This window comes from Planosporangium spinosum, from assembly GCF_049999945.1.
In the GTDB taxonomy this organism is placed as follows: domain Bacteria; phylum Actinomycetota; class Actinomycetes; order Mycobacteriales; family Micromonosporaceae; genus Planosporangium; species Planosporangium spinosum.
The window spans coordinates 38,528-57,625 of sequence record NZ_JBLYUB010000013.1 but is presented as its reverse complement, the minus strand read 5'-3'; the positions used below and the strand labels follow the sequence as shown (position 1 = coordinate 57,625).

Genomic DNA, 19,098 nt, shown 5'->3' with positions numbered 1-19,098 from the left:
GGTGCCCGCCGTGCGCAACGAGCGTTGATCACAGCCTCACTCGTCTGACGCAGGACCATCGACCGCCTCCATTTAAGCCGAGCGATTAGATTGGGGTCACCGGCCGGTTGCTCATAGTGGTAAGAGTGGATGCCATGGGGCCTGCTGGGGAGGTTCGGCTCGGCATCGACTGCGGCGACATCAGCACGGTCGCGGTGCTGGCGTGGCCGGATGGGCGCTGGCAGCGGCTGCTGTTCGACGGCGCGCCGCGGCTGCCCGGCGCGGTGTATGTCGAGGCTGACGGCTCGCTGCGGGCCGGTGCCCCGGCGTGGCAGCACGCTACGGCCGTCCCGGAGCGTTTCGTGGTAGCCCCGGTTCGCCGTCTGCGCGAGGGTCGGATCGTCGCGGGATCGGTCGCGGTCGAGGCGGTGGACCTGGTCGCGGCGCTGCTGCGGCGCGTGGGTGAGGAGGCGGCCCGGGTCGCCGGTGGCCCGGTGGGTGAGGTGCGGCTGGTGGTGCCGGCCGGGTGGGGGCCGCGGCGGCGCACCCTGCTGCGGCAGGCGGCCCACCGTGCCGGGTTGGGCCAGCCGAGCCTGGTGGAGGCGCCGGTCGCCGCGGCCCAGTACGTGTTGGCGGCCGGGTCCCGGATGCTGGTCGGGGAGTTCGTCGCGGTGTGTGAGTTCGGCGGCGGCTGCGAGGCCACGGTGCTGCGACGCGCGCCGGACGGTTTCGAGGTGCTGGCCACCATCGGCGACGCCGACGCCGGTGGGCTGCGGGTCGATGAGCTGCTGGTGGATCGGGTGGCCGCGCTCGCGGCCGGGTCGCTCGGTGAGCCTGCGGCCGCGGGGCCGTTGACCGGGGGTGAGCGGCTGGCGTTGTTGGCCAGCGTGCGCACCGCCCGGCAGGCCCTGGCGCGCAGTCCGTCGGTGGTGGTCGCGTTGCCGCCGCCGCGTCCGGCGGTCGTGCTGGACGCCGTGCAGGTGGAGGCGGTCGCCCGGCCGGTGCTGGGGCGGGCGGGCCGGGCGGTGCGGCAGGCGGTGGAGGCCGCCGAGATCGACCCCGACCGGTTGGCCGGGCTGTACTGCGTGGGTGCGGGTGGCGGCGAACCCCTAGCGGTGCGGGTGCTGGCCGAGGAGACGGGGCTGTCGCCGGTGGTGGTCGACGAGCCGGAGCTGGCCGCGACGCTGGGCGCCGTGCGCGCCGGTGGCCCGGCCGGTGCCGGGGAGGCGGTGGCGGAGCCGCCGTTGCCGCCGGTGCGGCGGGCGGTTGCGATGCTGGTGCCGGGGTTGGCGTCGCTGGTGTTGGTCAGTCATTTCGTGCTGACCGCCCATCCGTACAACCACTCGGGGCTGTCGTTCGACCCGGCTGATTTCGTGGTCGGCAACTGGGGCGAGTTGGCGATCGGTGCCGTCTGCGCGCTGCTGGCCTGCCTGACCGGGGCAACGTTGATCGCGTCCAGCCTGCGCCGCTACGACCCGGCGCCGCGGCGGTCGGACCCGTCGGCCGACAGCGGGCAGATCGGCACCGGACTGCTGGCCGCGGTCGCGTTCGGCCTGTCGATCGCGGGGCTGTACGCCGTCGGCGCGTCGGCGTATTTCGGTGCACCCACCGGCCCGTTCCTGCGGTGGGCGTTGCTGCCGCTGGTACCGATCGCGGTGGTCGTGGCGGTGACCGCGGCCCTGGTGTCGCGGTGGGGCAAGACTCCGGCGGCCGGCTGGCACAGTTGGTTGACCTTTCCGGCCGGGTCGGTGGCCTGCGCCGCGGTCGGCATGCTGGGCGTGCAGATGGCGATGACCGCGCAGGTGCCGCGCTGGCTGCCGCTGGGGTATGGCTTGGTCGGCCGCGTCGGTGGCCTGCTGCTCGGTATCGGGATGACCCTGGCGGTGGTGGCCCGGCCGCTGCACCGGGTCATCCTGGCCGCGCCGTTGGCGGTGTTCACCGCGGCGATCGTGAGTTGGACGGCCGTCGGTCTGCTCGGCCTGGCCTACGTCGCCGCGGCGACGGTGTGGTGGCTGCGGCGGATCTGGCACCTCTTCCGCGGCCCCGGGGCGGCCACGGCACCCGACCGATGGACGTGAGGCCGGGCGCCGGGCCCGGCCCGGATGCGGACACCGGCGCGGCCTAGCGCGAGGGCCGGCCGAGGAGCGGACCGGCCGGACCCGCTCGGGCGGGCGAGATCGAGGGAGGGTTGATGCGGCGGCACGCACGGCAGGCACCACCGGCCGCCTCCCGCGGCCCGCACCTGCCTGTCCGGCCTTCCGGCCGTGACCCGGCCCGGCGGACACCGGTCGTACCCAGGTGGCGGACGCCGCCGCGGCCCGGGTGGGGGCGGCGGTGATGCGCCGACTGGCCGGGCTGTTGTGGGCGGGGTTCTGGCTGTTCGTGCTGCTGGTGGGGCTGCCCGCGGTGTTGGTGCGCTACGTGGGCTGGCCGCTGCCCGAGCACTGGCCTACCGGGGCGGACTGGGAGCGGTGGGCGGCGCGGCCGCTGACCCGCACCACCGTGGTCGGCGCCGGGGCGGTGCTCGGCTGGCTGCTGTGGGCGCTGCTGGTCTACGCCGTGCTCGTCGAACTCCTGACCCGGCTCCGGCGGGCGGTGGGGTGGTCCGGTCGACTGCGGCTGCCGGCGCTGCCCACCCCGATGCAGGCCACCGCCAGCGGCATGCTCGGCGCCGCCGTGTTCGGCCTACCGGCCGGCACCGGCCAGACCCCCGCCGAACCGGTCGCCGCCCAGCCGACGGCGGCGCCGGCGCTGCCGGCCGTCGACGGAGTGCCGGCCGCTGTCCCCGCGCAGCCACCCGCCGGGCCCGCACCCGGGGACCTGTCCCCCACCCCGGGCCTCGCGCACGGTCACCCGGCGCCACGAGGTGGGGTGGAGCTCGCCGACGGTAGCTGGGTCGCCGACGACACCGCCACCGCGACCGTGGCCGCCGCCGCCCTGGTATGGCTGCGCCGCCGCCGCCGCTACCGGCCCCGCCCACCGACCGGCGCCGTCCGCGACGACCCGGACCTGGCGCCGCTGCCGGCGACCGTCGCCGCCATCCACGACGGGCTGCACCGCCACCAGGCCGGCGACGACACCGACGACGAACCAGAACAGCCAACCGCCGAACCGGCCGGAACCGGTCCCGACGCCACGAGCGGGCAGCCGGCCCGGCAGCCGCTGCGGCCCCACCAGCTGCCCGCCGGCGGGCTCGGGCTGACCGGCGCCGGCGCGGCCGCGGCCGCCCGCGGCCTGCTGGCCGCGATCCTGCTCACCGGCGCCGGCGGCCGCCCCGGTGCCGGCCCGCGGGTCGTCGCCACCGCCGCCGACCTGGCCGCCCTGCTCGGCCCCGCCCCCGGTGCCGTGCCGGGGCTGACCGTGGTCGACAGCCTCGACGAGGCGCTCGGCCACCTGGAACGCGCGGTCCTCGACCGCACCCAGTCCGCGGCCACCCGCCGCGATCACCGCCCGGCCGACCCGGCCGGCCGGCCGACGCCGGCGGGCGCGCCCGCGCCGCTGGTGCTGCTGGCCGGCTGCCCCACCGATCCGGCCGCGGCGCGCCGGCTGGCCGTGCTCCTCACCCTGGCCGCGCCGCTGGGTATCACCGGCGTGCTGCTGGGCGCCTGGCCGCACGGTCACACCTGGCTGGTCGATACCGACGGCACCACCCACCCCACCGACACGCCCGAAGGCCGCGGGCCCCGCCTGTCGGTGTTGACCGTCACCGCCACCGTCGACCTGCTCGCCCTGCTCCGCGAGGCCCACCCGGTCACCGTCGACGCGCCGACCCTACCGGCGGCCGATCACCGCCCCGCACCGGCGCCCGTCGCAACGGCTAGCCGCAGCGCCTCCCCCGCCACCGGCGCGGCGCCGGGCGGCGGCGTCGCGCCGGCCCGGCCGCCGCTACGACTGACGGTGCTCGGCGCGCCCGCCATTCACCGCACCATCGGCGATACCGCGGCGGTGCCGGTGCGGCGCCGCGCCGCCTGGCAGGTCCTGGTCTTTCTGGCCGTCCGCCGCGACGGGGCGACCAGCGGCGAGCTGGCCGGCGCGCTGTGGCCGGGACTACGCCCGCACGCCGCCACCGGCCGGCTCTACACCCCGATCAGCGACCTGCGCACAGCGCTGCGCGAGACAGCCGGCGCCGACGTAATCGTGCGCGACGGCGGGCACTACCGCCTCGACGACCGGTACGTAGACGTGGACCTGTGGCGGCTGCACGCCGCAGTCGAAGACGCCGCCACGGCGCTGGACCCGGCCGCCCGGCAGCGGGCACTGCGGACCGTGGCCGACGCCTACACCGGTGAGCTGGCCGCCGGCCAGCACTGGCCCTGGCTGGCGATGTACCGGGAGGCGGTACGCCGGCATGTCATCGACGCCTACGTCGCCCTGGCCACCGCCGAACCCGACCCGGACCTGGCCGCGGCGTTCCTGCAGGGCGCGCTCCGCACCGACCCGTTCAACGAAGACCTGCAACGGCGGGTGCGTGGCCGTGCCTCTGCAGGCGATCCCTCATCTCGATAGCCCCAACACCAACCGACAACATGGGCCGCCCGCTCGCTCAGCAGGAGGTCCGGATAGCACCTCGTCGCGACCTCGATCCACACTGCGTGATGCCGCTCGCCTTCTGACCGTCGCTGTCTTTCAGGCGCAGCCCGGGCTGACATCGAGCACGTCGTCCCGGTAGCACCGGCAGCGAACTATCTGTTATCGGACGACTATGCGGTCGTGTTAGACGCTGTTAAATCCCGGTAGAGGGCGCGAGTCGCTGAGAGGCCTGTACACGCCGCCGCCGGCAATACCGTCAATCCCGCTGACGAGGGCGCACCCGCACTTCATGTCAAGTGGCCATCGTCTTCGACGGGCAGGCGCGGAGGGGCGACGGCGATGCGACGATTCACACGCACCCTGATCTCGCTGGGGTGGACCAGCCTCCTGCTGGTCGGGATGCCGGTCGGGCTGATCGGCGTGGTCGGCTGGCCGATACCGACACGGTTGCCCTCCGGCGAGGAGTTGGCGCGGTGGGTGTCGCAGCCGCTGGCCCCTAACGCCGTCATCACGGCAGCAGCGGGTGTGGGGTGGCTGATGTGGGCCGCCCTGCTGGCCGCCGTACTGTGCCAGGCCTATGGGCGGATAGCCCGGGTGTGGCGCCGTCTACCCCGTTTCCACCCGCCCGGACCGCTGCAGGGCCTGTCGGCGGTCGTGCTCGGCACCGTCACGGTCGGTACCGCCGCAACGGCCACCGCACCGGCTGCCGCGCACGCCGCCGTGGCCACCGACGCCCGGGCTACTCCTTTGTCGCTGCCGGTTCGGGCCAACCAGGAAACCCTTCGCCCGGCTGTCGGCGTGGCGCCACCGTCGGCCGCACCACACGCCAACGCGCGCGCCGCTACGCCAGCCGAAGGGGATTTGGACACCGTCACGGTGCGGGCCGGCGACACCCTGTCCGCGATCGCCGCAGACCGGTTCGGCGACGCCAACCGATGGCCGGAGATCTTCGCCCTCAACCGCAGCACCTTCTTTCCCGACGTCGGCGGCACCCTGACCGACCCGGACCTGATCTACCCCGGCTGGACCCTGCGACTGCCCGGCCCCGCCGCTCCGGCGACCGGCACTCGACCGGACTCCCCCACACCGTCGGCCGCGCCCGGTCTGCCGGCACCACCGGCCACCTCCACGGTGCCGACCACACCGCTGCCCCCACGCCAAACCACCAGTCCCGACGCCGCCGCGTCACGGTCGCCCTCCACTCCCGCGACAGCCAGTCCGGCGCCAGGCGACGGCAGGATGACCACCCCGGCCCCGACCGGTACCTGTGTCACCGCGAACGCGACCAACACGGCCACCCCAAGCCCGGTCGACGACGGCCACCGGCCCGACCGACACCCGACCCGCCCGGGCGGCATGCCATTGCCCAGCGGCAGCTGGATCGACCTCGGGCTGGCCCTGGCCGTCGCCGCCGCGGCGTCGCTCGTGTGGGCGCACCGCCGCCACCGCTACACCCGCCCACCCTTGGCCGGGCTACGGCTGACCGACCCCGACCTCACGCCGCTACCACCCGTGGTGACCCAGATCCGCCATCGCCTGCGCCGAACCGCGGTCCCGACAACCGGACACGAGGAACAGCCCGACAACGACCAGCCCGACGACGACGAGCTCGTCAACATGCGACAGCCACACGACGGCGGCCCTGCCGACGCCCTCGACCGCGACGACCTGGGCACCAGCGTCCTCCACCCAGACGGGAATCTCGACGGCGAGGACAGATCGCAGCGGACGGCGGCTCCGCACGACGGCGACAACCTGACTGCCCCGGTCTGGTTCGCAGCGCCACGCCCGGCGATACCGTCGCTGGCGCACCCCTTGTCCGCAGTCTGGCCACCGGCGGGCCTCCGACTGACCGGCCCCGGCGCCGAGGCGGCCGCGCGCGGGTTCCTCGCGGCCGGCCTCGCCGCAGGCGGGCTCGACGATCCGGACGCGCGCAGTTGGGTGGTGATGCCGGCAACGACCGCGACGACACTGCTCGGCGCCGCCGCGGGCACGCTGCCCACCACGCCCCGACTGACCGTCACCGCCGGCCTGGACGAGGCCCTCGACCTGCTCGAAGCGCAGACGCTGCACCGCAGCCGCATCGTCTACGCCCACGAGGTCGACACGGTCGCCGAACTGCGCCGCGTGGACCCGACCGAAGAGCCGCTGCCGCCGATCCTGCTGCTGGCCGACCCGGCCACCCGCCACCAGCGCACCCGGATCGCCGCCCTGCTCGCCCAGGGCCAGCGCCTCGACATCCACGGGGTCCTGCTCGGCGCCTGGCCGGACGGCAACACCGTGGCCGTGGCCGCCGACGGCACGACAAGGCCGGCCGACGGCGACGACGCCCGGCACGGCCACCACCCCGCCGACATTGGCCGGCTCGCCATCCTCACCCCGGCCGAGACCGCCGACCTGCTGGCCACCCTGGCCGAGTCGCACACCGGCCAGCCACAGGCACCCGCTCCCGTCGAACCCGCGCCCTCGCGGACAGCATCAGTGCCGCCCGCCGCCGGAACACCACAGCGTCCGCACGACGTCGATGTCACCGATCCCACCGCTGCCGAGCCGCTCGCGGCGCCCGCGTCCGCCCCACCGGCCGCACAAGACGGCGACCGCGAGCAGTGGACGCCACCCGGAGCTGCCGGCTCCGACGACGTCAGCGTGCCGCCCGACGGCAGCGCGCGGCAGACGCGCGCCGCCGGTCCGGACCGGGCCGACGCCCAGCGCGACACGTCCCGCACCACCGAGGCCAGCGCCGGCCACCAGCCGGGCGGCGCCGACACCGGGACGGCTCCCGCTGACGGCGGTCCGCCACGGCCCGGCCGGGTGACGGTAACCGTGCTGGGCACCCCCGGCATCGTCGACGCCGACTCCCGGCGTCCGCTGCGCAAAAAGTCCCTCGAACTGCTGGTGTACTTGGCGGTGCACGACGGTGACGCCGCCGCCGAGGCGATCCTCGACGACCTGCTGCCCGACGCCCCGACCAGCAAGGCCGCCGGCCGGCTGTACACCTACGTGTCCGACCTGCGCACTGTCCTGCGCCACACCGGCGGACCGGGCAGCTACCTCACCCACCCCGACCACCGGTACGTGCTCAACCCCGACGCCGTCGACGTCGACCTGCGGCGGATGCGCGCCGCCATCCGCGACGCGCAAGCCGCCACCGACGCGCAGGCACGGGTCGCCGCGCTGCGCCGCGCCGTGGACACCTACCGCGGCCACCTCGCCGCCGGCTGCGACTACGAGTGGATCGAGCCCTACCGGGAGGCGGTGCGCCAGCAGGCCCTCGACGCCTACCTGGCCCTCGCCGACGCCCTGGCCGGCTCCCCCGCCGAGCAGGTCACCGTGCTCGACACCGCGATCCGCCACAACCCGTACGCCGAGGAGCTGTACCAGCAGGCCATGCGGGCCCGGGCGGCGCTGGGCCACCTCGACGCGGTCCGCACCCTGCGCCGCACCCTGACCCGCGCGCTGGCCGAGATCGACGCCGAACCCAGCGACGACACCATCACCCTGGCCGACCAGCTCGTCGCCCAGATGCAACGACCCGGTCGCCGCCCCGACCTGCGGCCGGCGCCCCGACCCGGTGACGGAGCCGCCGCATGACCGATATGGCTTCCGTTCTCGTGCGGGCCTCGGCGATGCCGGTCGCGCGGCTGCGCCGGCTGCGCTGGGCCGTACGCGCCACCCTCACGCTCGGCGTGGCCGCCTCGGTCGCGGCGAACATCCTGCACGCCCAGCCGAACCCGGTCAGCAAGGTGATCGCCGCCTGGCCGCCGCTGGCGTTACTGCTCACCGTTGAGCTGATCTCCCGGGTGCCGGTGCACCGCCGTGCTCTCGCCGGGGTACGCCTCGCCGCGACCGCGACGATCGCCAGCATCGCCGCCTGGGTGTCGTACTGGCACATGGTCGGCGTCGCCGCCCGCTACGGCGAGACCGGCCCGTCACCGTACCTGCTGCCGCTGTCGGTGGACGGGCTCGTCATCGTCGCCAGCGTGAGCCTGGTCGAGATCGCCGGCCGCATCCGCGCCGCGACCGACCACGACACCGCCGCCCCGCGCACGGTGGATGCCGTGCCGGCAACGCGCGGCGACTCCCCGGTTGCGCCGGCACCTCAGGTCAAGGAATCGGTTTTCATCCAGGCACAGACCCCGACCGGTGACGGTATCGACGGCTCCGCCGCGCAGGAGACGACGCGAGACGACCCAGACCCGGCCCGGATGCGGCCACAATCGGCGAGATCCGTCCACGGCCGGGCCACGCCGCGGTCCCCACATGACGGCGACGAGCCCGCACGCGCGCCACAGTCGCAGCAGACCTGTTCGCCAGCGTTCGACGACGAGCCGGTCCCCTCGGACACGCCAGCCGCCGTCGCCTACTGGTACCGGCGCGACCCGAACCTGCACCCCGCCGAGATCGGCGCGAAAATCGGCCGGTCCGAACGTACGGTCCGCCGATACTGGCCCGGCCCGCTGCGACGAGGACCGGCCACGGGCAACGGCGAGGCCGTCGACCAACTGGCCGGCACCGTACGGGCACGTTGACGTCGTGCCTTCGACAGCGGGCGTTACGCCGTCGAGACGACGTCGACCAACGCAAAAGGCACCTGAGGCGGTGTCTCACTTGGTGACCTTGACCCAGCGGCGGTAGCCTCGCAGCACGCAGGCGAGGTCGGCGAAGGCTTGAAAGTGGTCGGCTTTGCGTTCGTAGCGGCGGATCAGTCAGCGGTTGTTGAGCAGCCAGGACAGGCATGCCTCGACAATCCAGCGGTGCCGGCCGAGCCGCTGGTTGGCCTCGATGCTCTTAGGGCTCATCCCAGATGGCGTTTGGTGAGTCGTTGGTAGGCCAAGATGGCGCAGCCGAGGTCGGCGAAGGCCTGGAAGTGCTCGGCCTTGCGCTCGTAGCGGCGTACCAGTCGGCGGTTGCGCAGCAGCCAGGACAAGCAGGCCTCGACGACCCAGCGGTGGCGGCCGAGCCGCTCGGAGGACTCCACGCCCTTGCGGGCGATGCGGACGGCGATGCCGCGCCGGCGTACCTCGGCTCGCAGTTCGCGCACGTCGTAGGCCTTATCTGCGTGCAACTTGGCCGGCCGTTGGCGAGGACGACCATGACGACCGCGGATCGGGGCCAGGGAGTCCAGTAGCGGGACCAGCACCTGCGAGTCGTGGGTGTTCGCCGCCGAGATCAGCACGGTCAGCGGGAGGCCCGTCCGGTCGCACAGGACATGGATCTTCGACCCCGGTTTGCCGCGGTCGGTCGGATTTGGGCCTGTCTCGTCGCCCCTTTTTCGGCTCGCACGCTGATGGAGTCCACGATCGCCCGCGACCAGTCGATCTCACTGACCACGCCGAGACGGTGCAGGAACTGCTGGTGCAGCCGCTCCCACAGTCCGGAGCGGGTCCACTCGGTGAACCGGCGGTGCACAGTGGAGCGGCTGACGCCGAACATCGCCGCCGGCAGCTTGTTCCACGAGCAGCCGGCCTGCACCAGGTACACGATCGCAGCCAGCACCGCCCGGTCGTCGGCTCTCCGTTTGCCGCCGCCCTGCGGACGGCGGGCCGGGATCGGGATCAACGGCTGGGCGGCCTGCCAGAAGTCGTCCGGCGCCCAGGTCCTGACCATGTTGACAACGACGTCCGTCACTCAATCAGGATCGCAGGGCAGGCCGTGGCACAACCATCTGGGATGAGCCCTTACGGGCGATCCGGACGGTGCTGCCGCGTCGGCGGACCTCGGCCCGCAGCGCTGGTATTTCGTAGGCCTTGTCTGCGTGCAGCTTGTCGGGGCGGGCGCGGGGCCGGCCACGGGCGGCGCGGACCGGGCGAGTGAGTCCAGCAGCGGGACCAGGAGCTGGGAGTCGTGGACGTTGGCCGCGGAAATCAGCACGGTCAGCGGCAGGCCGGTCCGGTCGCACATGACATGGATCTTCGATCCTGGTTTACCGCGGTCGACCGGGTTGGCCCGGTGGCATCCCCCTTTTCTCCGCCCGGACCGCGATCGAGTCCACCACCGCCCGCGACCAGTCGAACTCGCTGACCACGTTGAGCCGGTGCAGGAACTGCTGGTGCAGCCGCTGCCACAGCCCCATTCGGGTCCACTCGGTGAACCGGCGGTGCACCGTCGGCCGGCTGACCCCGAACAGGCTCGCAGGCAGCTTGCGCCACGAACAGCCAACCTGCGCCAGGTACACGATCGCGGCCAGCACCGCCCGGTCATCCGCCCGCCGTTTACCGCCGCCCTGCGGCCGGGGTACGGGGACCGGGTTCAACGGCTGCGCGACCTGCCAGAAGTCGTCCGGCGCCCAGGTACGGATCATGTCCTCGCTCACGAAACGAAGATCATGCCCCAGGCCACCGACCCGTCCATCCGAGACGCTCCCTAATCGAGGCGGTCGTACGCGACGATGAGCCAACTGGGTTCGTGGTCTTCGATGAGGACGAGTTCGAGGGTGGTGCTGGGTATCCAGCGGTTGAGGCCGGGGCCGTCCTGATCGATGAAGGGGCGTCCGACGAGCGGGTTGCGTTCCGGGGGGCCGAGGATGGCGATGGTGTCTGCGTCGGCGGGGTTGTAGCGCCATTGGGTGCGGGCTTTGTTGCGGCGGGCGACCTCGCCGCAGTACCAGACGGCTCCGTCGACGAATGCCCGGCTCTCGGGGCGGGTGAGGTCGTCGCGGGACTGAAAACGCTTCTTGATCACCGCGTCGAGGGTGGTCAGGGTGGCGGGCGAAAAGTCCCAGCGTTCGGGGGCGATGCCGGTGTCGGCGGCCCAGGCGTCGAAGTTCGCTGCTCTTCCGGCCAGCCATTGGTCGAGCCACGGCGGAGCGGGTACCGGGCCGAGGTGGGTGATCTCGTCGACGCCCGGGGTGTGCTGCTTGGTCGGCGTCCAGCCGGGGTGGTTGGCCGTGTGGGCGTGGACCGCGTCGAGCAGCGCGGCGTGGGCGGTGGCGAGTTCGGTGCCGGTGTGGCGATGCGCGGCGGCGGCAACGAGTTGGGCTGGTGACAGGGGCGCGAGGTCGAGGGCCGGGTCGGGGCGCACGATCGGTAGGTCGGCGTGGGAATCCCAGTCCCAGTGCCCGCCCGCGGCGCGTAGGAGCACCTCGCCAACGTAGGCGGTGGCGGCTTCGTGGAACGGGAAGACGACGCGCCCATCGGGCCAGCGTTCGCTGGCAAAGGCTTCCAGTTGCGCGAGGGAGCCCGGGGTGTAGTCGAGCTCGATGCCGGCCGGTCGGGTGAAGAATTCGAGGCGGGCGAGGACGGGGTTCATTCCCTCGAGCCACTCGTCGAGTTTGTCCTGGGCGGTGGCGGGCCCGGCAGGTTCGTCGCGCATAAGCATGAGCGTAGGCGCCAGGCCGGCGCTGCATCTGCCCGGCGGCCGGCCGGCAGGGTCTGCCCCGGTTGAGATTTTCTCCGTTAGGTGCACGTACCCACCACACGGACAGCAGAAAACGTCAACTGTCGATACCGTGTCGGGCCGTTGCGGACTTCACGGGAGGAACTTGTGGCACGGAAACGTTTCGCGCAGTGCATGGCGCGTGCTGTCACCGTTGGGTTAGTGGCCGGTCTGGTCGGCTGGGCGCCGATCGCGGCGTCGGCCGCCCCGGTGGGGCAGTTATGCCGGGACTCGTACACCATCACGAAGCCGACACCTGCACGCGGTGAACTGCCAGGCATGAACGGCCGAGTCGAAACACCCGACCCGTCGGGCGGCCTGCGCCCCTACGAGTACGACAACCCTGGCGAGAACGCCCGAGGTCTGCCTGCACCCGACGCCACGACCCGCGATCGGTACGGCAACAAGCCCGGCGACGCGCAGCCGGGAACACCCGAGCACGTCTACCCGACGTGGTTCGCCTACCAGGACCGCAAGGAACGCGATCTCGCGGAGTGGAACCGCACCCATACAGGGCGCAAGCCCAGCGCCGCTCTCGGCTGGGATACCTGGTTAGGCCGCTACATCGCGAACATGGGCTGGGACCCGCGCGGGAAGGCCTACGAGAAGAGGGTCGTCGAGGAGATCGGCCTCGGCGGCGACCACTGGATCTGCCAGGGCGACGTCGACGTTGACGGCAAGGTCCGCCGCTACGACGCGGTCAACCACAAGGAAGGCATCGCCTACGAGTTCAAGTCCGGCCGCACCATCGACGCGGGCGAGCTGGCCAAGGACTCGGCGATCGCCAAGAGCGGCCGGTACAAGGTCGTCTACGTCTTCGGTGACCAGCCCACCAAGGCCACCATCGGCAAGCTTCGCGCCGCGGGCGTCGACTACCACGTCATGCGCGCGACGCCGGTCGCGACCAACCCGTTCAAGCCCGACAACAGCCCCAGCTCGCGGATCATGAACCCCGACCCCGCCGTACCGTCCCGGGGCGCGTTCAACGACACCGTCCGCAGCTCCGGCCGCACCCTCGACGAGGCCCGCGAGGTCGCCGCGGTCGACGACGAGATGACCACCAACCCGAAGGCGCGAGCCGCGCAGATGCGCCGCCCCGGCGGGATCGACTTCTCCACCATGCAGCTTCGCTACGTCTCCGACAGCGGTGGCCTGCAGTACTCGTTCGAGGCCAACGACATCGAAGACGCCACGACCGAGCCGTCGTTCGGGGGCATGCAAGCAGCCCAGCTGTCGTCCGACGCCCTGTTCACCTGGCTGGCGCTGCCGTCGTCGAGCTTCTGGGTCAACCTCAACCCCGACACCCCCGACCAGATCATCGACCCCGTGTTCGCCACGACCGACGCCGGCCGTGTGCTGCTGCAGGCCGACCTCGCGTTGAAGACCACCCACGTACAGCTCCTCAACCCCGACACTGCGCTCGGCGCACAGTTCTGGGACGCGGTGCACTTCAACACGCCCACGGTGCCGTGCCTTCCGCTGCGGCTGTGGATCACCGCCGGGCCCGCCTCGGTGCGCGACGACAACGGCCAGCTCTACATCCTCGACGCCCCGCTGAAGGTCAACGCCGAGTTCTTCAAGGTCCAGAACTGGCCCGACGGCACCGCCAAGTGCGAACAAACCGACGCCCAGTCGGCCGAGAACGTCGCCACCTACCAGAAGATCATCCTGCCGGCGATGGAACAGGCCGTGAACACCCGACCCGAGTACGCCGACCTACGCCGCGTCTACATGAGCCGCGTCGCCGCCGAATGGCTACGCCAACGCGCGGCCCAGCACCCCAACGCGGTCTCGGCGATCATCGGCAGCGGTGACGTCAGCCGCTGGCCCGTCCGCACCCCGTGGAAGCCCAGCGACGTCTACAACCAGTACATTCAGTCGATCAAGGACGGCATCGCCACCTACCACCGCACCGTCAAAGACGGCACCGAGACCATCGACGTGACCCTGGTCTTCGGCGGGGTCGACTTCGACAAGGCACCCCAACAACCCGTCAGCGGCACTGTGTTCAAGCAACAGGCCCCGATGTTGCCCGCCACCGTCACCAGCTCCACCAGCACGCCAGTTGGCTACACCACCACCAACCGAACCCTGACCCTGCTCGGTGGCGGAAACCTCACCCAGCCGACAACACCCAAACCGACCGCACCACCGCCCGGAGGGTCCGCACCGACCCTCCCCATCACCGGCACACCGGTGGTGACCATTACCGGAATTGGGCTGTTCCTCCTCATCGGCGGAGCATTCCTGGTCTGGCGACAACGCCGGATCACCTTCCGAGCGTGACCGGCCAGCTCGGGGCGGTGGTCGGCGGTCAAGAAAGTCCACCGGCCACCGCCCCGCAGCCCGGAAGCCAGAAAACACCGACCCGGATCCTCTCCTCGTCGGAGTCACCGAGTCGGGCACCGGGCTAGCCCTCAAGCCGCCGTCCCCCGGTCGGCCCGCCGCTGAGCAGGCCCGTGACAGTGAACAGGAAGTCGTTCGTGGCGTGAGCTGATGCGATCGCCACACCATTGGTCGGGTGGCCGGGAAGGATCTCACCTCCCGGCTCCCACAGGTCCGGGCGTGACAGTCTCCCGTCACCCGGCTCTTGTCACCCCTGGGATCCCGTCCCAGCACGCCTTGGCCTTCTTGAACCCGCGTAGCCGTTTGTACTTCTTGCGGATCCAGCGCATCAGGTAGGCGTTGATGCGTTGCAGGAGGGGGCACTTCCCGGGTTTCGCCGAGCGTCGGCGACGAGTCACCCGGCACTCGGTCGTCGTGGCCGGGGCACGCCTGGTCGTAGGTGGCGCCACGGCCGGTGAACACATCCGGTGGCGGTGAGGTAGAAGCGCTTGCCGGGACACGGGACCGGCCAATGGCCCGAACGACCGGCGGGAACTCAGGCTGTCCGTAGCCCGCAGGATTCGCGCTCCGCTCATCGCCGACAGTCATGTCGGGGTGGCAAGGCGGCGGGGGCGGGAAATACTCGTAGAGCACACCGGGTGAGCCGCCCCACCCGGCCACGGCATCCCCGCCCAGGCTTCGTCGGTGCAGTGGCTGTGACAGTGTTCGGTGGCCCCACCGGGACGGGGCGGATTCTGGGGATCGTCGCAACACGCCCTGGTCAACGACTGCTGAAGGCAGTCTAACGAAAGCTGGGTGGAGGCTCTTCCTAGCATGGTGGGCGCCGACCCGCGCCCGGATCGCGGCAATAGCGGATGCTCACCCCCATCGCCCAGTGAGACGATCATCGGCATGGACGCAAGGCCGCTGACTCAGCGAGAGCGAGCGATGCTTGAGGCGCTACTGGCCGTCGACTTCCGGGGCGTCGAAGCCCTGCGACGCCAGGTGGCGGAGATCGTCGTCGTCGGCACGTGCGGCTGCGGGTGCCCGTCCATTGACTTTCAGCGTGATCGCGGCCTCGGGATGTCCATACGAGTCAATGCGAGCGTTCCGGGCTCCGGTGACGGCCTATTCCTTTACACGATCGAAGAGCCTCAGCGTGGGGAGGTCCTCGGCGGCATCGAGTGGGTCGGCGTCGGAGAGATGGATCCAGATGAGTTTCCACCGCCCGACCTGCTTGACATCCGGCCAGCTTGATCCGACAGCCCGCCCACCGCTCGCTCATCGACATGAGCGGATGGGTCACGTCCCGTGGGAGGGACTGTCCCCGGTTCGGTTGACTCCTGACCTGTGAGGATGCGTTCCTCGCTGGAAGGATGTCTGCCATGCCGACGTCGGCCGAGTCCGTGATCCCCACAGACGATGGCGTGTTCCTGCTGCGTGACGTCAGCGCCGACACCATGGAAGCTATGGGGGCGGCTTTTGACGCCGCGCGTATCCCGGGACGCCGTGGCGGGCGCCTGTTCGGCGCCGCCGGCGCTGTCCTCCTTGTCCGCTGCGCCCACCAGTACAGCCGACCCTGGATCCGCGTTGAAGTCCTCGACGCCCCGCCTGCCGACGAACCCCCGTGGCACTGGGAGACACGCACCACGCTGGCCCTTCCCACCGGCCACATCCGCATCGATACGGGCGCCTACAAGACCCCAGCCGATCTTGTTGACATCGACACCGGCGCCGGCCCAAACACGTACAAACTCGCCCTCGGTCACACCGGCCGCACCGAGATGCAGGACGCGGCGCAGCGCGTAGACGAACAGACTCTGCATGCCTCCGCCGATGACACCCACGCCGCGTGGCGAGCACTCGACGGCATCGAGCGGTACCTCATCAGGCTGTGGCCAGACCCGCAAGCATGACGATCGTCGTGCGGACACGTCCATGCCGACGTGCAAGTCAGGCGTTGGCGAGGGCGGTGATCGCCGCGCCGGCGATGTGTTCGATCGCCTCCAAGGGATCCGCGATGGTGATCGTGGTGGTGTCGGCGAAGGTGTGGCACTCCAAGCCGGCTGGTTGCAGCCATAGCACCGGACAGCCGGCGCGGTGCAGGGTGGTGACGAGTTTCTGGGCGGCGGGGATCGGAATGTCGACGAACTGGCCGTCGGAGACCACGGCGAGCATCCGCAGACTGCGGCGGTGACGCAGGTCGAGTAGTCGGTCGGCGAGCTTGACCGCGGCGGTGAACTCCTCGCTGCCGTCGTGGGCGGTCATCTCCAGTACCTGAGTGGGCCGCTGTTTCGGTGGGACGAGGAGGGTGACCTGGTCGCCGAACGCGATGGTGGTGGTGACGGCCTGGTTGCGGTGGGCGGCGTGGGCGAGGATCCAGCCGGCCGACGACATCGGCTTGGCGTAGGAGTGCATGGATCCGGAGACGTCGACCAGGACCGCCAGGTGCAGGGTGGGCTTGTCCGGCGGCAGCGGGGTGCGGCGTTGCCACGGCGCGGCGGTGGGGATGCCACCGGCGGCGCGTTGCGCCTCGGCGGTGATCGCCGCGCGGGTGCGCAGCCGGCCGGGTGGCAGCGTCGAGGGTTGCCGGGCCGGTTCGGGATGCGCGGTGCGCGCCTGCCGCAGCCGGGCGGCCAGGCGCCGGGCGGCGGCCTGTTCGGCGGTGGTGGGGTCGCGGCGGGTCCAGTGCGCCGGGGCGGAATGCCGGCCGGTGATTCGCCGGGCGGTGTACTCGGCGGTGCTGACCCCGAGGCTGGCGGCGAGGTAGTCGGTCAGGGCTGCGGCGAGCCGTCCGGCGAACACCCCCGGGTCCGGCTGCGGCGGATGGGGCTGGCCGTGGGGGTCGATACCGAGGATGTGGCACCACCGCCAGGCTAGCTCGATCATGGTGTCGGCGTCGGTGTCGTCGACCGCGTGCGCCTGCCGCCAGATGTCACGCAGCTGCCGCAGCCGTGTGCGGCCGAGGACCCCGGTGACGGCGGCGCGGACGGCGCGGACGTCTTTGCCGGTGAGGATGCGGGCGTCGACGCGGGCCAGCAGCAGCCCGGCGAGTTGGCCGGCGTGCCACGGGTCGTCGACCGGTGTCTCGTCGCCGGTGATGAGGGTGGTGACGGTGTGGCGCAGCCAACGCCGGTCGCCGCGGCGGCGGGTGCGGTGGCGGTGTTCGATGCGGGATTCCTCGAGGAGGTCTGCGACCTCGGCCACGACGGGCGGGGTGCCGGCGGGTGTGCGCCAACGGCTGTGGGTGGCGTGGGCGGCCTCGTGGACCAGTAGCCCGTAGGCGGTGGGCGCGAGGTTCTTGTGGCCGGCCCGACGCGGGTCGGCCACCGTCGGGGCGCCGATGTGGACGGCGTCGACCTCGATGCGGCCGGTGTCGGGGTAGAAGCAGGCCGGTGCCCCTCCCCCGGCGCCGGGGGCGACGGTGACGGTCAGGTCGCTGCGGCCGGTGAGGGTGGGGATGTGGCGGGTCCAGGCACGGCTCCACTCATCCCAGGCGGGGTCGGTCGTCCCAGTGGTCGGGGTGCCGGCGTGCAGGTGGCTACTCGGGTGCGGCATCGTCTTCACTCCCCCGTTCAGCGCTGCTTGCCGAGGCGCAGGGCGGCGATGTCGGTGCCGAAGTGTTTGGCCAGCGCCGCGGTCACCTCGGCCCGGTCGTCTTCGGGCGCCCGGCCGGCCAGGTTGCCGACCGCGGCCGACAGGCCGAGGGTTTTGCGGACGCGGGTGAAGCCGAGCAGCTCGCGCAGTTGCGGCGCCCAGGACACCCGGCCGGCGGCGACCTCGTTGTTGAGGTCGATCGCCGCCGCCACCGCCGGGGCGGGCACGCCGAGATGTTTGGCCAGGTCCCAGTCGGTGGTGACCTCGATGTGCACGTCGAACCGGCTCGCGAGGGCCTCGGTGAGGATCGCACCGTGGACGCCGGGGTTGTGGCCGGCGATGACGTAGAACCCGTCGACGGCTTCGACGCGTTCGTTGCGGTTGCCGGGGATGGTGATCACGCGGCGGCCGTCCATCGCCGGGTACAGCACCGACAGGACCTTGGGTGGGATGAGGGTGGCGTCGTCGACCAGCAGCGCCCGGCCCTCCCGCATCGCGACGACGAGCGGTCCGTAGACGAACTCGTAGCCGCCGTCCGGCAGCGGGATGAAGCTGCCGAGGAAGTCGTCGACGATGGTGTCGCCGGTGCCCGCGATAGTGAGCAGGTCACCGAAGGCGGCCTCGACCAGGGCGGTCTTGCCGGTGCCGGGCGGCCCGTACAGCAGCACGGGGATGTGCTTGTCGCGCAGCCGGCGCAGCACGTCCACGTCGGTGCCGCCCGCCAGCCGGCGGGGGAAGTACAGCTCACCGTTGGGGCGGGTCACCGGGGTGCGCCGCCCGCCGCGACCGGTGCCGCCCGCGGTGGGCGTGGTGCGGGGTGCTGGGGGTGGCAGGGTGCCGGCGGCGTCGATGCCGGCCTGGGTGACGGCGAAGCGGTGCGGGTTGGTGTGGTGGGTGGCGTAGCCGGCGGCGGCCATGCGCTTGAGCGCTTCGAACACCGCCCCCGAGGAGGGGGCGCCGATCGCGCGGGTGATCTCGCCGACCTTGACGACCTCGCCGGGGCGGCTGGCCAGGAAGGCGGCGACCTGCGGGTACAGGTGCCCGGAACGACGGGCACCGGACGCGGTGGTCGCGTCCGCGGACGGGTCGTGGCCGGTGGTGCTGGTCGGATGCATGCGGGTGACTCCTGTTCTCACGACAGGCCCGCGCACCCGTCTTCCGGGCGCGCGGGCGGCGGTGGTGATCCGCGCAACGGAAGGCGGGTGGGCCGACCGGCCCGTCAACGGGCCGGTCGGTGCACCCGGGTCAGGTGCGGGTGGTGCGTGCGGTGGTCGTCTGGTGCGGGCCGGTGCC

General features: G+C 72.3%; 14 protein-coding genes. 7 read left to right on the top strand and 7 right to left on the bottom strand.

Translation table 11 applies throughout. The features are described from left to right. Positions 1-134: 134 nt before the first annotated feature. The 4 genes from ACNTMW_RS18365 (at position 135) to ACNTMW_RS18350 (ending at position 9,038) form a co-directional block, all read left to right on the top strand. Complete coding sequence (locus tag ACNTMW_RS18365; protein ID WP_426634884.1) at positions 135-2,057, top strand: Hsp70 family protein; 1,923 nt, start codon at positions 135-137, stop codon at positions 2,055-2,057. Positions 2,058-2,277: 220 nt separating this feature from the next. After that, positions 2,278-4,485, top strand: a complete 2,208-nt coding sequence (locus tag ACNTMW_RS18360) for an AfsR/SARP family transcriptional regulator (RefSeq protein ID WP_426634883.1) — start codon at positions 2,278-2,280, stop codon at positions 4,483-4,485. Between the two features lie 363 nt (positions 4,486-4,848). Next, on the top strand, positions 4,849-8,100 hold the full coding sequence (locus ACNTMW_RS18355) for a BTAD domain-containing putative transcriptional regulator (RefSeq protein ID WP_426634882.1): 3,252 nt from the start codon (positions 4,849-4,851) through the stop codon (positions 8,098-8,100). Then, entirely contained in the window at positions 8,097-9,038 is a 942-nt protein-coding gene (locus ACNTMW_RS18350; RefSeq protein WP_426634881.1) for a DUF2637 domain-containing protein, read from the top strand. The genes ACNTMW_RS18355 and ACNTMW_RS18350 overlap by 4 nt, the downstream gene beginning before the upstream one ends. A 266-nt stretch (positions 9,039-9,304) precedes the next feature. Here the strand turns inward: ACNTMW_RS18350 and ACNTMW_RS18345 are convergent. The 4 genes from ACNTMW_RS18345 to ACNTMW_RS18330 form a co-directional block, all read right to left on the bottom strand. Continuing rightward, positions 9,305-10,116, bottom strand: a protein-coding gene (locus tag ACNTMW_RS18345) for an IS5 family transposase (protein WP_426635002.1) whose coding sequence is annotated in 2 segments (ribosomal slippage) — positions 9,305-9,789 and positions 9,789-10,116 — 813 coding nt in all. Because the reading frame shifts where the segments join, the coding sequence is not laid out codon by codon here. Positions 10,117-10,137: 21 nt separating this feature from the next. Continuing rightward, entirely contained in the window at positions 10,138-10,410 is a 273-nt protein-coding gene (locus ACNTMW_RS18340) for a hypothetical protein (protein WP_426634880.1), read from the bottom strand. Between the two features lie 22 nt (positions 10,411-10,432). After that, a complete protein-coding gene (locus ACNTMW_RS18335; RefSeq protein ID WP_426634879.1) occupies positions 10,433-10,822 on the bottom strand; it encodes a transposase in 390 nt (129 codons plus the stop codon). Between the two features lie 50 nt (positions 10,823-10,872). Continuing rightward, on the bottom strand, positions 10,873-11,820 hold the full coding sequence (locus tag ACNTMW_RS18330; protein WP_426634878.1) for a hypothetical protein: 948 nt from the start codon (positions 11,818-11,820) through the stop codon (positions 10,873-10,875). A 342-nt stretch (positions 11,821-12,162) separates the two neighbouring features. Here ACNTMW_RS18330 and ACNTMW_RS18325 point away from each other — a divergent pair, with 342 nt between their 5' ends. Further along, positions 12,163-14,169 (top strand): LPXTG cell wall anchor domain-containing protein, encoded by a 2,007-nt coding sequence (locus ACNTMW_RS18325; RefSeq protein WP_426634877.1) that lies wholly within the window; start codon positions 12,163-12,165, stop codon positions 14,167-14,169. Positions 14,170-14,462: 293 nt separating this feature from the next. Here ACNTMW_RS18325 and ACNTMW_RS18320 read toward each other — a convergent pair whose 3' ends face one another. Next, positions 14,463-14,627 (bottom strand): hypothetical protein, encoded by a 165-nt coding sequence (locus tag ACNTMW_RS18320; RefSeq protein WP_426634876.1) that lies wholly within the window; start codon positions 14,625-14,627, stop codon positions 14,463-14,465. A gap of 493 nt (positions 14,628-15,120) precedes the next feature. On the opposite strand from ACNTMW_RS18320, the gene ACNTMW_RS18315 reads away from it, so the two are divergent. Then, positions 15,121-15,465, top strand: a complete 345-nt coding sequence (locus ACNTMW_RS18315; RefSeq protein WP_426634875.1) for a hypothetical protein — start codon at positions 15,121-15,123, stop codon at positions 15,463-15,465. 128 nt (positions 15,466-15,593) lie between these two features. Further along, entirely contained in the window at positions 15,594-16,124 is a 531-nt protein-coding gene (locus ACNTMW_RS18310) for a hypothetical protein (protein WP_426634874.1), read from the top strand. A 37-nt stretch (positions 16,125-16,161) separates the two neighbouring features. On the opposite strand, the gene ACNTMW_RS18305 is transcribed toward ACNTMW_RS18310, so the two are convergent. Both ACNTMW_RS18305 and ACNTMW_RS18300 read right to left on the bottom strand, forming a co-directional pair. Then, positions 16,162-17,766, bottom strand: coding sequence for a vWA domain-containing protein (locus ACNTMW_RS18305; protein ID WP_426634873.1), 1,605 nt, complete (start codon positions 17,764-17,766; stop codon positions 16,162-16,164). 17 nt (positions 17,767-17,783) lie between these two features. Continuing rightward, entirely contained in the window at positions 17,784-18,920 is a 1,137-nt protein-coding gene (locus ACNTMW_RS18300; protein WP_426634871.1) for an AAA family ATPase, read from the bottom strand. Positions 18,921-19,098: the final 178 nt, after the last annotated feature.

Excerpts from the sequence above, each read along its gene's own strand:
- ACNTMW_RS18365 (WP_426634884.1), top strand. The coding sequence starts at position 135 with ATGGGGCCTGCTGGGGAGGTTCGGCTCGGCATCGACTGCGGCGACATC.
- ACNTMW_RS18355 (WP_426634882.1), top strand. The coding sequence starts at position 4,849 with ATGCGACGATTCACACGCACCCTGATCTCGCTGGGGTGGACCAGCCTC.
- ACNTMW_RS18350 (WP_426634881.1), top strand. The coding sequence starts at position 8,097 with ATGACCGATATGGCTTCCGTTCTCGTGCGGGCCTCGGCGATGCCGGTC.
- ACNTMW_RS18340 (WP_426634880.1), bottom strand. The coding sequence starts at position 10,410 with ATGTGCGACCGGACCGGCCTGCCGCTGACCGTGCTGATTTCCGCGGCC.
- ACNTMW_RS18330 (WP_426634878.1), bottom strand. The coding sequence starts at position 11,820 with ATGCGCGACGAACCTGCCGGGCCCGCCACCGCCCAGGACAAACTCGAC.
- ACNTMW_RS18325 (WP_426634877.1), top strand. The coding sequence starts at position 12,163 with ATGAACGGCCGAGTCGAAACACCCGACCCGTCGGGCGGCCTGCGCCCC.
- ACNTMW_RS18315 (WP_426634875.1), top strand. The coding sequence starts at position 15,121 with ATGGACGCAAGGCCGCTGACTCAGCGAGAGCGAGCGATGCTTGAGGCG.
- ACNTMW_RS18310 (WP_426634874.1), top strand. The coding sequence starts at position 15,594 with ATGCCGACGTCGGCCGAGTCCGTGATCCCCACAGACGATGGCGTGTTC.
- ACNTMW_RS18305 (WP_426634873.1), bottom strand. The coding sequence starts at position 17,766 with ATGCCGCACCCGAGTAGCCACCTGCACGCCGGCACCCCGACCACTGGG.
- ACNTMW_RS18300 (WP_426634871.1), bottom strand. The coding sequence starts at position 18,920 with ATGCATCCGACCAGCACCACCGGCCACGACCCGTCCGCGGACGCGACC.